General features: G+C 64.9%; 10 protein-coding genes. 6 read left to right on the top strand and 4 right to left on the bottom strand.

Going from position 1 to position 13,981, the window contains the following annotated elements; translation table 11 throughout:
- The first annotated feature begins 18 nt into the window (after positions 1 to 18).
- The 3 genes from ACWHXT_RS01270 (at position 19) to ACWHXT_RS01280 (ending at position 5,234) form a co-directional block, all read left to right on the top strand.
- A complete protein-coding gene (locus tag ACWHXT_RS01270) occupies positions 19 to 1,698 on the top strand; it encodes a VRR-NUC domain-containing protein (RefSeq protein ID WP_447956929.1) in 1,680 nt (559 codons plus the stop codon).
- Complete coding sequence (locus tag ACWHXT_RS01275; RefSeq protein ID WP_447956930.1) at positions 1,695 to 3,953, top strand: ATP-dependent DNA helicase; 2,259 nt, start codon at positions 1,695 to 1,697, stop codon at positions 3,951 to 3,953. Before ACWHXT_RS01270 ends, ACWHXT_RS01275 begins: the two co-directional genes overlap by 4 nt.
- A 129-nt stretch (positions 3,954 to 4,082) precedes the next feature.
- On the top strand, positions 4,083 to 5,234 hold the full coding sequence (locus tag ACWHXT_RS01280) for a glycosyltransferase (RefSeq protein ID WP_447956931.1): 1,152 nt from the start codon (positions 4,083 to 4,085) through the stop codon (positions 5,232 to 5,234).
- Positions 5,235 to 5,240: 6 nt separating this feature from the next.
- On the opposite strand, the gene ACWHXT_RS01285 is transcribed toward ACWHXT_RS01280, so the two are convergent.
- Entirely contained in the window at positions 5,241 to 6,116 is an 876-nt protein-coding gene (locus ACWHXT_RS01285) for a glycosyltransferase family 2 protein (protein WP_447956932.1), read from the bottom strand.
- Positions 6,113 to 8,218 carry an HAD-IIB family hydrolase gene (locus tag ACWHXT_RS01290; RefSeq protein ID WP_447956933.1) on the bottom strand — a complete coding sequence of 702 codons (2,106 nt, stop codon included), beginning with the start codon at positions 8,216 to 8,218 and terminating at the stop codon, positions 6,113 to 6,115. The genes ACWHXT_RS01285 and ACWHXT_RS01290 overlap by 4 nt, the downstream gene beginning before the upstream one ends.
- Before the next feature lie 36 nt (positions 8,219 to 8,254).
- On the opposite strand from ACWHXT_RS01290, the gene ACWHXT_RS01295 reads away from it, so the two are divergent.
- Entirely contained in the window at positions 8,255 to 9,310 is a 1,056-nt protein-coding gene (locus ACWHXT_RS01295) for a glycosyltransferase family 4 protein (protein ID WP_447956934.1), read from the top strand.
- On the opposite strand, the gene ACWHXT_RS01300 is transcribed toward ACWHXT_RS01295, so the two are convergent.
- Positions 9,307 to 10,488 (bottom strand): MFS transporter, encoded by a 1,182-nt coding sequence (locus ACWHXT_RS01300; protein WP_447527485.1) that lies wholly within the window; start codon positions 10,486 to 10,488, stop codon positions 9,307 to 9,309. The genes ACWHXT_RS01295 and ACWHXT_RS01300 overlap by 4 nt on opposite strands.
- A 180-nt stretch (positions 10,489 to 10,668) precedes the next feature.
- Between ACWHXT_RS01300 and ACWHXT_RS01305 the strand changes: the two genes are divergently transcribed.
- Positions 10,669 to 11,868 carry a Bcr/CflA family efflux MFS transporter gene (locus ACWHXT_RS01305; protein ID WP_447956935.1) on the top strand — a complete coding sequence of 400 codons (1,200 nt, stop codon included), beginning with the start codon at positions 10,669 to 10,671 and terminating at the stop codon, positions 11,866 to 11,868.
- A gap of 18 nt (positions 11,869 to 11,886) precedes the next feature.
- Here ACWHXT_RS01305 and ACWHXT_RS01310 read toward each other — a convergent pair whose 3' ends face one another.
- Positions 11,887 to 12,819: a LysR family transcriptional regulator gene (locus ACWHXT_RS01310; protein WP_447927729.1), complete on the bottom strand. Its 933-nt coding sequence runs from the start codon at positions 12,817 to 12,819 to the stop codon at positions 11,887 to 11,889.
- Between the two features lie 180 nt (positions 12,820 to 12,999).
- Between ACWHXT_RS01310 and ACWHXT_RS01315 the strand changes: the two genes are divergently transcribed.
- Positions 13,000 to 13,980, top strand: coding sequence for an extracellular solute-binding protein (locus tag ACWHXT_RS01315; RefSeq protein WP_447956936.1), 981 nt, complete (start codon positions 13,000 to 13,002; stop codon positions 13,978 to 13,980).
- Position 13,981 lies beyond the last annotated feature (1 nt).

Here is a 13,981-nt window from a genome sequence, read left to right on the forward strand (position 1 = left end):
CGCTGTTACAATGGATGAATGAACAGTGCCCTCTCTGGTCCGGCCACGGCCTCCCTCGATGATCCCTTCTACTACCTGACGAATTTTCGTTACGTACTCGCTTGGGTGGCCGAGCGCCACCGAGATCTGCTGGGCGAAGAGGAAACCACCTTTCTGGCGGCGTTCGACGCGCTGCCAAAGCCCTCCCAGGCGCTGCTGGCGCGCATGGTGATGCGCAAGGGCGAGCTGTTTAGAACCGGGAAGCTCACCTACGCCGAGATCGGCGACACCGACCAGGCGCTCATGCCGCTGTTTGAGGCGGGCCTGGTCGAGCCGGCGCCGCGTCTGACCAGCGCCGAGCTTTTCCACCACCTGCGTTTGAACGAGCTCAAACAGGCCCTGGCCGACGCCCTGCGCGCCGCCGGGCTTGGCGCCTCGCCCTCCAAGAAAACCCTGTTGGAAACCCTGGTGCCGTCGCTCGAGGCCGTACAGCCGTTAAAGGCCTGGTGGCCACAGGCGCCGGATCGAATCGTGCGCCTCAACGTCATGGCCACCTGCGACCGGCTACGGCTGATGTTTTTTGGCAACCTGCGCCAGGATTGGGCGGAGTTCGTGCTGACCGAGCTTGGCCTGCAGCGCTTCGAGCCGGTGGCGCTTTCCCCAAACGCCCGGGCGTTTGGCCACCGAGGCGAGGTCACCACCTACCTGGCGCTTCACCGCCTGCGCGAGCGGCTGGCCGAGGGCGAGCCGCCCGCGGCGCTTTATGAGGCGCTTCCGCCTTCCGGCGATAACCGTTGGCTCGCCGGAAGGCGGGACCGGCTGCTGGTGAGCATGGGGCGCGAAGCCGAACGCGGCGGTGACGGTGAGCTTGCCCTGACGCTATACCACGCGGCCACGAGTAGCGACGCCCGCATTCGCGCGCTGCGCCTGCTCGAGCGCCTTGGCCGCCACCGCCGTGCGCTGGAAATGGCCCGCGAGGCACTGATGGACGCCCCCATTGAAAGCGAACGTCAGGCGCTTCAGCGGCTGGTGCCGCGCCTCGAACGGCGCCTGGGCGGGCCACCGGCGCCGCGTAGCCGCGCGGCAAACGTGCCCGAACGAGTACTCACACTTTTGGGGCCGCAGCCGGTCGAGCGCGCCGTGGCCGAGCACCTGGCCACCCCCGAAGCGCCGGTTTACTACGTGGAAAATTGCCTGATCACCGGGCTTTTCGGGCTGTTGCTGTGGCCGGCGATTTTCGCCCCGCGACCGGGGGCGTTTTTTCATCCCTTCCAAAGCGGGCCGGCGGATCTCTACCGGGAGGACTTCGCCGAGCAGCGCGCGCAGGAGATCCACGCCTGCCTGGCCCAGCTCGAGGATGGGCGCTACGCCGACACCATCCGCGAGACCTTCGCCGCCAGGTACGGCGTTGCCTGCGCTTTCGTGCACTGGCCGGTCTTGAGCGAGGCGCTACTGGACACCGCGCTTCTCTGCATTCCCGCCGCCCATCTACGCGTGCTGTTCGAGCGGCTGCTGGGGGATTTAAAACACAACCGGGCGGGCTTTCCCGACCTGATTCAGTTCTTTCCCGAGGATGAGGCGGGCCCGCGCTATCGCATGATCGAAGTAAAAGGCCCCGGCGACCGGCTGCAGGACAATCAGCGCCGCTGGCTCGACTGCTTCGAGCGCCACCAGATGCCCGTCGAGGTGTGCTACGTGCGTTGGCAGGTCGGCGCGTGAGCGAGTACCGGATCGCGGTGCGCGCGCTATGCGAATTTACCGCCCGCCAAGGCGATCTCGACTACCGCTTTACCCCCGCGCCCAGCGCCCAGGAAGGCATTGCCGGGCACACCCTGGTGGCCAGCCGTCGAGGCGAGCGCTACGTCGCGGAGCTGCCGCTATCCGCTACCTTCGAAGGCCTAAAGGTATCGGGCCGGGCGGATGGCTATGACCCGGACACCCACTGCCTTGAAGAGGTGAAGACCCACCGGGGCGATCTTTCGCGCATGGCGGACAACCAGCGCGCCCTCCACTGGGCCCAGGTGAAGGTGTACGGCGCGCTTTTGTGCGCCGAGCGCGGCTTTGAAAACGTGACGCTGGCGCTGGTCTACTTCGAGATAGCCAGCCAGCGCGAAACCCGCCTGACGGTCGAGGCGAGTATTGATGAGCTCCAGGCGTTTTTTGCCGCGCAGTGCCGGCGTTTTTTGAGCTGGGCGAAGCAAGAAACGACGCACCGCGCGGCGCGGGATAGCGCCCTTGGCAAGCTCACCTTCCCCCACGCGCGCTTTCGCCCCGGCCAGCGCGAGCTGGCCGAGAACGTCTTCAAGGCGGTCAGTACCGAGCGCTGCCTGCTCGCCCAGGCACCCACCGGTATCGGCAAGACCCTGGCGACGCTGTTTCCCATGCTGGCCGCCATGCCCCGCAAGCAACTTGACCGCGTGGCCTTTTTGACCATGAAAACCCCGGGGCGGCGGCTGGCCCTGGAGGCGCTGACCACGCTGACCGCCTCCAGCGCCGCGCCGCTTCGTGTGGTGGAGCTCACCGCGCGTAGCAAGGCCTGCGAGTATCCGGACCGCGCCTGCCACGGGGAGGCCTGCCCGCTGGCCGCCGGGTTTTACGACCGCCTGCCCGGGGCGCGCCAGGCCTGCGTCGAGCGCGGCTTTTTGGATCGCGCCGGGCTCAGGGAGGTGGCGCTGGAACACGACGTTTGCCCTTATTATCTGGGCCAGGAAATGGCCCGCTGGGCGGATGTCGCGGTGGGGGATGTGAACCACTGGTTCGACGCTCACGCGCTGCTCCACGGCCAGGCCATCGCGACAGAGGCGCGGGTGGGTCTGCTGATAGACGAGGCACACAACCTGGTCGAGCGCGCCCGCGGCATGTACAGCGCCGAGATCTCGCAAAAGCGTTTCAACCGCGCCAAAAAAAGTGCCCCGGCCGCGCTCAAGGGCCCGCTCAATCAGCTGGGCAAGCAGTGGCAAACCTTGGTCGATGCAGGTAATGCTCAGGCCACCGGCGAGGCGAGCTACCGGCTGTTGGAGGCACTACCGGGCAAGCTGGTCGGCGCGCTCTACAAGGTGGCGAGCGCCATTACCGAATACCTCGGCGAGCAGCCCCAGGCCGCCGGGCTGGAACTTCAGGAGCTTTTGTTCGAAGCACTCGGGTTTTGCCGGCTGGCCGAGCAGTTCGGCGAACACTCGCTTTGTGATTTTACCCGCCAGGGCCGGGGCCAGGCCGTGCTGGGGATTCGCAACGTCATTCCGGCGGATTTTCTCACTCCGCGCTTTGAACGCGCCCACTGCGCCGTGCTGTTTTCCGCCACGCTGACGCCGGGGCGCTACTACCGGGACCTATTGGGTCTGCCGGCGGACACCGTGTGGCGCGAGGTGGGCTCGCCGTTCGCCGCCCACCAGCTCAGTGTGCAGGTCACCCCGCATATCTCGACCCGCTTTCGCGACCGCGCAGCCTCGGTCGACCCCATCGTTGAAACCCTCGCCGCCCAGTACCAGCAGATGCCCGGCCACTATCTGGCGTTTTTCAGCAGCTTCGCGTATCTCGAGGCGGTTTATGAGCGCTTTTGCCAGCAGTGGCCCGAAATCCCCAGCTTCGCGCAGACCAGAGGAATGGCTGAGGCCGAGCGCGACGCGTTTCTGGCGCGCTTCACCCCCGGCGGGCGGGGTGTCGGCTTCGCGGTACTCGGCGGGGCCTTCGGCGAAGGGGTGGACCTGCCCGGCGACCGCTTGATCGGCGCCTTTATCGCCACCCTCGGCTTTCCGCCGTTCAACGCCTTCAACGAAGCGCTCAAGGCGCGCCTTCACGCCCGGTTCGGTCAGGGCGAGGAGTACGCCTACCGGATCCCCGGGATGATCAAGGTCGTGCAGGCCGCCGGACGGGTGATCCGGGGTCCCGACGACGAAGGCGTGGTGGTGCTGATGGACGACCGCTTCAACCAGCCGCCCATCCGCGCGCTGCTGCCCGACTGGTGGGCTCTCTAGAGCTGCCGGATAAAGAGCGTCAGGGCGACTTTTCCCCGCGGACGACTATGCTTAGCCCAGGCGTATCAAAACAAAGGCCGACGGGTGGACCTGCCGGCTCGGCTTGCCAACACAACGGAACGTGTTCCCATGAAAAAACCGATCAGCTTTTTCGTCCACCATCAGGGCCGCGGCCACGCGCGGCGTGCCATGGCGATCATTCGCCACTTTTCAAAAGAGCGCCCGGTGAGCGTGATGACCGCCGACCCGTCCTTGTTCGATGGCTTCGAGCGTGAGATCGACATCATTACCCTGCCCAACATGATCGGCGCGGCGGTGCCCACCCAGGCGCTTTATGAGCAGCCCACGCCGTCGGTGATGCACTGCGTGCCCATGGGGGTGGTCGAGATGCGCCAGACCATGCGCCGCATTCTCGATCACCTGGACGATATCGACGCGGGCCTGTTCGTGATCGACGTCTCTGCGGAAATGGCGCTTTTGTCGCGTATCGCCAGCATCCCCGCGGTGAGCGTGCGCATGCACGGCGATCGCAACGACCCGGGCCACCTGGGCGCTTACGAGGCAAGCGTCGGGATGCTCGCGCCGTTCGACGAGCGCCTGGAGCAGGACGACTACCCCGCCGACCTGCGCGGGAAGACCTTCTATAGTGGCGGGCTTTGCACCACCACCGCCACGGTGCCCAGCCGTGAAGAAGCGCGCCGTCGTCTAGGGCTCGATAGGGAGCGCGAAATCGTGGTCGCGCTGACCGGTGGCGGCGGGGCGGGCACGCCCTACGCGCCGCTCACCGTGGCCGCCCGCGCCGCGCCGCAAACGCTTTTTCTCACCATCGGCCCGCTGCATTTGGAAGGGCACGAGACCGATTTCGCCAATCTGGTGAACGTCGGCTGGGTGGACAACGTGGTGGACTACCTGGCCGCCAGCGATATCGTGCTGGCCTCGGCGGGGGACAATACCGTGCATGAAATCGCCATGCTCGAACGTCCTTACATCGTGGCGCCGGAGTGGCGCTACTTCGGTGAGCAGACGCGCAAGGCCGAACGCCTGGCAGCACTTGGCGCGGCGGTGAACATGCCGGTGTGGCCTGGCGATTTCGCGGGCTGGCAGGCGGTGCTGGAAAAAGCCCGGGGGCTGGATATCGAAAAGCTCGCCACCCTGTTTGATCGCGCCGCCGCCGCGCGCGCCGCCGAGTGGCTCGAGCGGTGTGTCGATGAGCTGTGGGAAGGCGCGCCCACGGTGTCCGCGGTGAACGCGAAAGCCATCAACGCCTACCTCGAGCCCTAAGGCGCGTTACCCAAAGCGCACGCTCGGCGGCAGGCGCGCGTTTTCGATCTCATCCCTGCTTGGCTGGCGATGCACCTCGATGTGTGGGCTGTCCGGAGTCCAGCTGATCGCCCCGGCGTCATCGAACTGGCCAAGCCAGTAATCCATGCACCAGCGCCCCCAGCGCGCGTGAAAGCGCCGGGCGTTGGCGATGATCGCCTCGAAGTGCGGCCAGGGCGGGGCGTATATGGCGTGGTGCTGATGCCAGGCCAGCGCTCCGCCCACCCAATAAAGCGCGACGTCGGCCTGGGCCAGCCGCCAGGCGTAGTCGGTCTCTTCGCCGCCGTAGCCAACGTAGCCTTCGTCCATGCCGCCGGCGCGCCGGTGGTCCGCTTTCATCAGCGCAAAGGACAAGCCCCAGAGGTTGCCGTGATCCGGCTCCGGGCGTGTCTCGTCGTCCTTGATTGCCGGGCGGGCGGGGTGGCGCTCGCCCTCTTGGTAAAGCGCTTCAAGGTCGAGCTCGCCGCTACCCGAGTAGCGCACCGCCCCTTCGGCCAGGTAGTGCACCTCGCCGATATAAAGCGCCGCTTGCAGGCTCAGGGCCTGGTGATAACGCGCCACCAGCGTAGGCGAGGCGATACAGTCCACATCCAGAAACACCAGGGCGTCGAAGGAGGCTGCCTCGACCGCGGCGTTGCGGGCGCGGGCCAGCGGCAGCGCCTCACCCTCGACCATTACGTGGCGGACCGGAAAACGCGTAAGCGGCAGGTTCTTTTCCGGGTCTGGTTGCATCCAGGCAATGACCAGCTCGTCCGGTGGGCGTGTCTGAGCGTTCAGGCTCAGCATCAGGTTGACCAGGTGGGCGCGGCGCCCGCGTACCAGGGTGAGCGCGCTTAGCTTCATGAGGCCACGTCGTCGTAGGTTTTGGTGGACGGGCGGCGGCGCTGAAAGTGCTGAACGCCCTCGATCACCCCCTGGGCGTGGGGCGCTCGGGCGATGTAGACATGCCCCATGCCCGGGGCGCTTTCCAGGTCGTCGCTGTAGTTCGCCACTAGAATCGAGCATGTCGAGGCGCGCAGCATATCCAGGTCGTTCCCCGAGTCACCGGCCACGAACAGCGCGGTTTCCTCGACCCCCAGCGCTTTGCGAACGTGCGCCACCGCGCGCCCTTTGGAAGCCGCCTCGGGCAGGATATCCAGGTAGCGGCCGTGGCTGTGTATCACCGTGGCGCGCAGGTTCGCACGCTGCAGGTGAGTGGTGATGCGCTGGGCCAGCTCGCCGTCATTGTCACTCAAATAGCTTAGTTTATGGGCGCGCTGCTCGAGTGGGCCTTGAGGGGCGATATCACTAAACGCTTCGAGCGCTCGGGCCAGGGCGTCACGCTGCCAGCCGCTGTCGAGCGTCTCGCGCCAGCCGTCATCCTGGCGGTAAGTGACGCCGTCGGGCTCCAGGTAATAAATCTCCGAGCCCACCGAGGCGATAACCAACTGCGGGTGGGGAATGCCCGCTTGGGCGAGAATCGCCAGCGCGCTGTGAAAGCTTCGCCCGGTAGCCACGCCAAAGCCCATCTTTCGCTGGCCGGCAAACCACTGGTTGAACGCGCGCACGCCCACCGGTGAGCCGGTCAGGGTGTTGTCGATATCGCAAATCAGTAGCGCCGACATACCGTCGAGCGCCCGCGTTTGCGCAGGCGTGCAAAGGCGCGTCAACAAATCGTGGTAGCGCTCGGTATGACGCTGCCAGTCGAAGGCTTTCACTGCCTCGCGGCCGTTGTCGGCCATGCGCTGCCAGCGTTTGGTGTCACCGAACAGCGCCAGCGCTTCGCGGCCGATGTCCTCGGCGCGGCGCGGGTCGATTAGTATGCCGTTGCCGCACTGCTCGATAATATCGTTGGGTCCGCCGCTGTCGGTGGCTATGAGCGGCAGCCCCGCCGCCGCCGCTTCCAAAAGCGTGAGCCCAAAGGGCTCGTTGAGCGCCGGGTTGATGAAAATACCGCGCCGCTCTCGCGCCCAGGCGTAGAGCGCCTTGATATCGTTTGGGGCGTGGTGCTTGGGATAGGCGACATGGCCGTAAAGATCGAAATCGTCGATCAGCGTTAAAAGTTCGTGCAGGTTGCCGGCAAGCTCGGGCTCCAGCCAATCGATATGCTCGCGCACCCCGGCGATGATGATCAGGTTGGCCGTTTCTCTGAGCGTGGCGTTCTCGCCGAAGGCCCGCACCAGCGTGGCGAGGTTCTTGCGCGTCACCGGCCGGGCGATGGCGATCAACGCGGGCTTGTCGGGATCGGTCAAAAAGGGTGCCAGCAGCGCGTCCACCGCCGGGGTAGAGCAGGCGTTTTCGAATTCGCTCAGGTGGCTGCCCGGGGCGATCACGCGAATCTTGCCCGGGGCGTAGTGAGCGTAGTCGGCGTACTGGCTCTCCGCTTCGTCGCGGGAGCTTGCTATGACCAACGCCGCTTCACGTATCGCGCGCTCTTCAAACGCGATGCGCCGGGAAAGCGCCGCCCGGGTCGGCTCGTCCAGGGGGTGGCCGTCGTGCGCCAGGCATTTCAGCTTACTGCGCCCGAGGGAATGGGCCGTGAAAACGAAGGGAATACCCCGGCGCGCGCTGATCTGTGCAGCGACTTCGCCGGCATCGGCGTAGTGGGCGTGCAGGATGTCCGCCGGCGCGGGCAGGGTGTCGAGCCAGGCGGTGAAGGCATCGACGAAAGAGGGTAGCTCCTGCCAAAGCGCTTCCTTGGCGAGGTAGTCGGGGCGTTGGCTCGGCAGGCGGACCAGTTCGATTTTGGGGCTTATCTGATCCACGCCCTGGCCGTAGTCGACATCGCTAAACTGGCATTCGAAGGCGCGGGTGACTAACGTTATACGCGTAACGAGAGGGTCGAGAGCGGAGGCTTCGACGAGCTCCAGCAGGTAGCGGATATGGCCGCCGGTGTCGGCGGTTATCCCGTATTCGACGTCGTGACCTCGAAGGCATCCCTGTAACGCAATATGTACGATATGCATGTTGTGAAGTCCTTTCACTTAAGGCTCAGCCACGCTATGCCCATTAAAAAGCGTATACGCATTGCCCAGGTTGCTCCAGTTATCTTTCCCACACCGCCTCTGGGCAGCGGAGGTACTGAGCGCATTGTGGCGGACTTGACCGAGGCACTCTTTAACTTAAATCACGATGTCACTCTGATCGGCCCTTCGGATTGCCAGACCCCGGCCCGGCATCTGGCCTGCGCGCCGAGCCTTAGCCAGTTGCAGGCGCTTCACGGCACTGTTCCCCCCGGCGTGCCCGGCGCTTTGGAGGCGCGGGTATTGGAAAAGCTGCGCGAGCATCTGGATGAATTCGATGTGATTCACTGCCACGGCGAGTTCTGCCACGCGCCGCTTTTGGGTCGCCGCCGTGCCCACAGCCTGACCACCGTGCACTGGCGGGTCGACGAGCTCGACCGTCAGCTGCTGTTCGAAGGCTTTCCGGACCTGCCGGTCGCGGCGATCTCCCACGCCCAGGCGCGGAGCATTCCTCAAACGAACCTGGCGGGGGTGGTGCATCACGGCCTCGATGCTGGCCGCTTCACTCTGGGAGCGGGGGATGGCGGGTATCTGGCGTTCATCGGCCGCATGACCGACCAAAAGCGCCCGGACCGGGCCATCGAGGTGGCGCGCGCTGTCGGCTACCCGCTAACGCTTGCCGGCGGGGTGGATGTCGGCAACCCGGACTGGTTCGACCGCTTCGTCGTCCCCGAGCTCGACGACGTGATTCGTCATGTGGGCACGATCGACGACGTTCAAAAGCAAACGCTGCTGGGCGGTGCCGCCGCGCTTTTGTTTCCCATCGACTGGCCGGAGCCCTTTGGGCTGGTGATGATCGAGGCGATGGCCTGCGGCACGCCGGTCATCGCCTGGCGAAACGGCAGCGTCGAGGAGGTCATCGAGCAAGGCGTGACCGGGTTCATCGTCGACTCGGTCGAGGAGGCGGTGGCGGCGGTGAAACGGCTACCCGAACTGAGCCGCGAGCGCGTGCGCGAACGCTTTTTGGCGCGTTTCACCGCCGAACGGATGGCGCGGGATTACGTCGATGTGTACCACGCGCTGTTAGCGCGCTAGAGCGCGCTGTCGGCTTTTAGCACCGTTTTGCTCAGCAGCGTAATGACCAGCGCAAGCGCCACGCAAAGCAGCGCCATGGTGATAAACACGTCGCGCAGCGAATCGAGCCACAGCGACATCCAGGCAACGATCACCGGCGAGATGAACTGGCCGAAGAAAAACGTCGAGGTGAAGCCGCCGAACACCCGCCCACGTACCCGCTCCGGGGTAATGCGCATTAGCCAAGTGGTGGTGTTGGGCATGAAAAGCCCAAGCCCCAGGCCAGCTACCCCCGCCCCCATGATCGCCATGGGGTAGCTGTAGGTCAGACCCACGATCAAAAGGCCGAGTGCCGCGATCGAAAACCCCACCACGTAAATCGTCATCACCGAGAAAAACATCTTGATGCGCCCATAATAAAAGCTCACCACGCTAGCAGACAGCGCCGCCATGGAGAGGGCGATACCGATGGCCAGCCCGCTGGTATCGCCCTGGGCGGTGAGCAGAAACGGCAGCTGGGCGGGAAACATATAAAACATCAGCATGCTGATCATGGCGATCAGATAGGCAAGCCCGGTACGCGGGATATCCACCCGTGGCAGGGGGGCCTGATCCGGGGTAGTGCCCGCGGTTTCCCGGTGCGGCTCCTTCAGGATGGCCCAGGCGTAGGGCAGCAGCAGCGCACCGGTAAGGTATAAAAGAAACGGCCCGCGCCAGCTCCAGTCCGACAGCACCCCGCCCAGGTTGATGAAGATCACCCCACCGAGGGCCATCGAGCTACTTTGCAGCCCTAAAAAGCGCGCCCGCTCGGCGCCGCTGAAATAGTCGCCCACCAGCGTGGTGCTGATACTCAAAATACCCGCCACCGCCACGCCCATTAGCGCTCGCGAGGCCAACAACACCTCCACCCGGTCGATCAAAAACCCGGACGCCCCGGCGAAGCCGTAGATCGAAAGCATGATCAGTAAGAGCGGCTTGCGGCCAAACTTATCGGCCAGATAGCCCATCAGCGGGCTGAAAAGCGTAATCATCAGCGCTGGCAGCGTCAGAATCAGCTGGATCAGGACCTGGGGTTCGTCCTCGAAAAAACGGCCGATGCCGGGTAGCGCCGGGGCGATGATCGCCCCGGACATCACGGTCATGGTACTCGCGAACAGCAGCACTGCTTTGGTGTGAGCGTTATGGTGAATGGCGCACATCCTCGTCATTTATGAGAGCGGATCGACTAGCTTAGCATATCTCTTAGCAGGCTACTTTTTTACACCGCGCCGAGGATCAACTGCAGCCCGCCCCCGCTACCTCTGGCTGGCCGTGCGGGGCGCCACGCTTTATCATAGCGGGGTCGCCATACGTCTTAAGCCATTCAAACGCGAGTTATCATGAGTCAACCCAAAACGCCTTTCATCGTCGTGCTGAGCCTGGCACTGACGATGATGCTGGGCCCCTTTTCCATGGACACTTACCTGCCGGCCTTTCCGGTGATCGGCGAGTCGCTTGGCGTTTCGCAGCAGGCGATCTCGCTGAGCGTGTCGATCTACGTGTTCGCGATGGCGCTGGGCCAGCTAGTGGGCGGGGCGCTGTCGGACCGTTTCGGGCGCCAGCGTATTTTGATGGGCGGGCTCGGGGTCTTCGCCGTCGCGAGCATTGCCATCGGTATGGCCGAGTCGCTGGATGCGCTGCTGATCGGGCGGGCGACCCAGGCGTTCGGCGCGGGCTGGACGCTGGTCTCGGTCCCCGCGCTGGTGCGCGACCGCGTGGCGGGACGTGACGCCGCCAAGCTCTTCTCGATGATGGGGTTCATCATGGTGCTGGCGCCGGGGGTGGCGCCCAGCGTCGGTAGCGCGATTCTCTCCTTTGGCTCCTGGCACTACATCTTCTTCGCGCTGGCGGTCTATGCATTGGTACTGGTGCCGCTGCTGATGCGGGCGGTGTTTTCCGGCAGAGGCAAGGTCTCGCGGGCCAAAAGCCCGAAAATGAGCCTGCTGGCGCGCTACAAGTTGGTGCTTTCGACCAAACCGGCGCTGCCGTTCATCGTTTGGCAGGCGGCGTCGTTCTCCACCATGATGATGTTCATCACCTACGCCTCCTTTATCTATCAGGGGCACTTCGAGCAGTCGCCGTCGACGTTCTCGCTGCTGTTCGCCGCCAATATTCTCACCATGCTGGTATTCAATATCTTCAACCGGCTGCTGCTCTCGCGCTTGCCGTCGCTGCGCATTTTGCAGCTCGCCTCGGGGTGCCAGGCCGTGGGCATGGTGCTGTTGATCACCGCCGCCTTCATGGACTGGCCGCTCTATGCCTTCCTGCCGGCCATGATGCTGACCATCGGCGCGATGGGGGCGATCACCCCGAACATTCAGGCCTGCTTTCTGGAGTTCTTCCCGACCAGCGGCGGCACGGCGGCGGCACTGCTGGGCGCCGCCCAGTTCGGCATCGCCGGCATCGTCAGCGGGCTTTCCACGGTGCTACCGCACACCCTCGAGGCCATCATTCTGGCCATGGCAGCCTGCGGGGCCATCGCGTATCTGATGCTGGCCCGCTCGATCATCAAGGGCCGGGCGGCCGTCGAGGCCAACTGAAGCGCCGGTGCGGCGCTCTCAGCTCGGCCCGAACCGCCCCTGGCGCGCCTCGTCGAGCAGAAAATTCACCAGCGCCTGAAGCCGGACGTTGTGTTTGCTCTTTTGAGTGTAGATGAGCTGAATGGGCGTAGGGCCCGGGCGGAACTCATCCAAAAGCCTGACCAGCGTTCCCTCTTTCACGGCGCGGCGCACCATGTAGGAGGGCAGTTGGGCCACGCCCAGCCCGGCCTCTGCAGCGCGTTTGATGGCGATGCCTTCGTCGAAGCGGTAGCGATGATCGAGCGCCAGGGATGTATCCACGCCGCTTTCATCTTTGAATAGCCAGGGCCTGAGACGCCCGGTCGAGGCGCTTCGAAACCCCAGACACTGATGTTCACCAAGCGCCCGGGCCTTTTGCGGCGTGCCGTAACGCGCGAGATACTCCTTCGAGGCGACGACGACCAGGCGCTGGCGGTCCAGCGGCCGGGCAATCAGGTCGCTATCCGCCACGGTGCCGATTCGAACGGCCAGATCGACCCCTTCTTCGACGAGATGACACACTTCGTCGTTGAGCCGAATATCCAGGCTGATGCCGGGGTGCAGGCTTGCAAACCGGGCAAGCATGGGGCCGATGACCCGAGCGCCGTACACCTTGGGTAGGTCGAGCTTTAGCGTGCCGCTCAGCGTTTGCGCGTCCTGCCCGGCGAGCAGATCCACTTCCTTGAGTAGCTCCAGTACGTGGGTGTAGCGCCCGAAGACGGCCTCGCCGATCTCGGTCAGCGCCACGCTGCGCGTCGTTCGGTTGAGCAGTTTCACCCCCAGACGCTGCTCCATGCGCGTCACGCTTTTCCCCACCGCCGAGGCCGAAAGCCCCAGTTTTCTACCCGCCGCGGCAAAGCCGCCCTGGCGTACGGTCTGCACGAACGCGGCGACCTGAGGTAAGGAGTCGTTCGTTTGCTTGGTTTCCGGCATAGCACTCTCGCGTTGGATGGGCTCCCGTTACTTACCAAGGTGTGATTGCAGTCTTGTGACACATTAGCGCAAAGAACGTCCGCAATACTGGGACGACAAGGCGTATTCAAGACGTTGAGCGCTGGCGTTAGATTAGCGCCGTCTCAGCAGGCAACGCATTCTCAACGGGGAGTCCTCACCATGAAAGCAGTCACCGGCCTATGCCTTGGGTTACTGAGCAACGCCGCCCTGGCGTCGCCCTTAGTGCTCTATACCAACGACTTCGAAGACATCATCGGCGAGCGCTTCACGGCGGACACCGGCTTCGAGATCGAGGTCGTTCAGATGAGCGGCGGCAATTTGCTTGCGCGTATCGCCGCCGAGCGCAACAACCCCAACTGGGACGTGCTGCTGTTCGACGGGGTGGGCAGCCTGCACAGCCTGGACCAGCAGGGGCTTCTCAAACGCGACCTCGAGGTCGATAACCAGCGCCATCTCACCGAGCAGGGCCGTGCCTTGTTGCCCGAGAGCCGCGCCTGGGTGCCGGCGGGCACGACCGCCTCCTGCGCCCTGGCGTATCGCACCGACCTGGTGGACCAGGCGCCGACCTCCTTCGATGACCTGACGGACAGCCGATTCGAGGGTGTGGTCGGCCAGGCGGACCCGGCGGTGGCGGCACCGGCATACCCCTGTGTGGCCTGGCTGCACTACGACCGGGGAATGGAGCAGGCGCGCGAGCTCTACTCCGGCATACTGGACAACGACCTGCGGGTGTTTCGCACCAACGGCCCGACCGGGCGGGCGCTGGCCTCCGGCGAGATTTCCGTGGCGATGCTCTCTTCGCCCAACGCCTACGCCTTGAAAGAGTCCGGCGAGCCGGTCGAGGTGGTGTGGCCGGAAGGCGGCGCGCCGTCCTCCTCGCGCGGGGTCGCCATCCAGGCCGACACCGAACAGACGGAGGCGGCCGAGGCGTTCGCCAACTGGATGCTCGACCCCGAGACGCAGCAGTTTCTGACCGATAACGGCGGCAAGGACGGCCTGTTCCTCTCGCCGGTCGAGGGCGTCACGCCGCTTCCCTATGGCCCCGAGGCGAACGCCGTCTACAACGTGGCCCCCGCCGAGTGGGCCGCCGAGAACGAGGCGGCGATCAAGAACTGGTTCGCCGATCAGGCCGTTTACTAAC

Source organism: Vreelandella halophytica (assembly GCF_968193635.1).

What these genes read in the sequence shown, in the direction of transcription:
- ACWHXT_RS01290 (WP_447956933.1), bottom strand. Translation starts at nt 8,218, where the DNA reads ATGCATATCGTACATATTGCGTTACAGGGATGCCTTCGAGGTCACGAC.
- ACWHXT_RS01300 (WP_447527485.1), bottom strand. Translation starts at nt 10,488, where the DNA reads ATGTGCGCCATTCACCATAACGCTCACACCAAAGCAGTGCTGCTGTTC.
- ACWHXT_RS01315 (WP_447956936.1), top strand. Translation starts at nt 13,000, where the DNA reads ATGAAAGCAGTCACCGGCCTATGCCTTGGGTTACTGAGCAACGCCGCC.
- ACWHXT_RS01310 (WP_447927729.1), bottom strand. Translation starts at nt 12,819, where the DNA reads ATGCCGGAAACCAAGCAAACGAACGACTCCTTACCTCAGGTCGCCGCG.
- ACWHXT_RS01270 (WP_447956929.1), top strand. Translation starts at nt 19, where the DNA reads ATGAACAGTGCCCTCTCTGGTCCGGCCACGGCCTCCCTCGATGATCCC.
- ACWHXT_RS01295 (WP_447956934.1), top strand. Translation starts at nt 8,255, where the DNA reads ATGCCCATTAAAAAGCGTATACGCATTGCCCAGGTTGCTCCAGTTATC.
- ACWHXT_RS01280 (WP_447956931.1), top strand. Translation starts at nt 4,083, where the DNA reads ATGAAAAAACCGATCAGCTTTTTCGTCCACCATCAGGGCCGCGGCCAC.
- ACWHXT_RS01285 (WP_447956932.1), bottom strand. Translation starts at nt 6,116, where the DNA reads ATGAAGCTAAGCGCGCTCACCCTGGTACGCGGGCGCCGCGCCCACCTG.
- ACWHXT_RS01305 (WP_447956935.1), top strand. Translation starts at nt 10,669, where the DNA reads ATGAGTCAACCCAAAACGCCTTTCATCGTCGTGCTGAGCCTGGCACTG.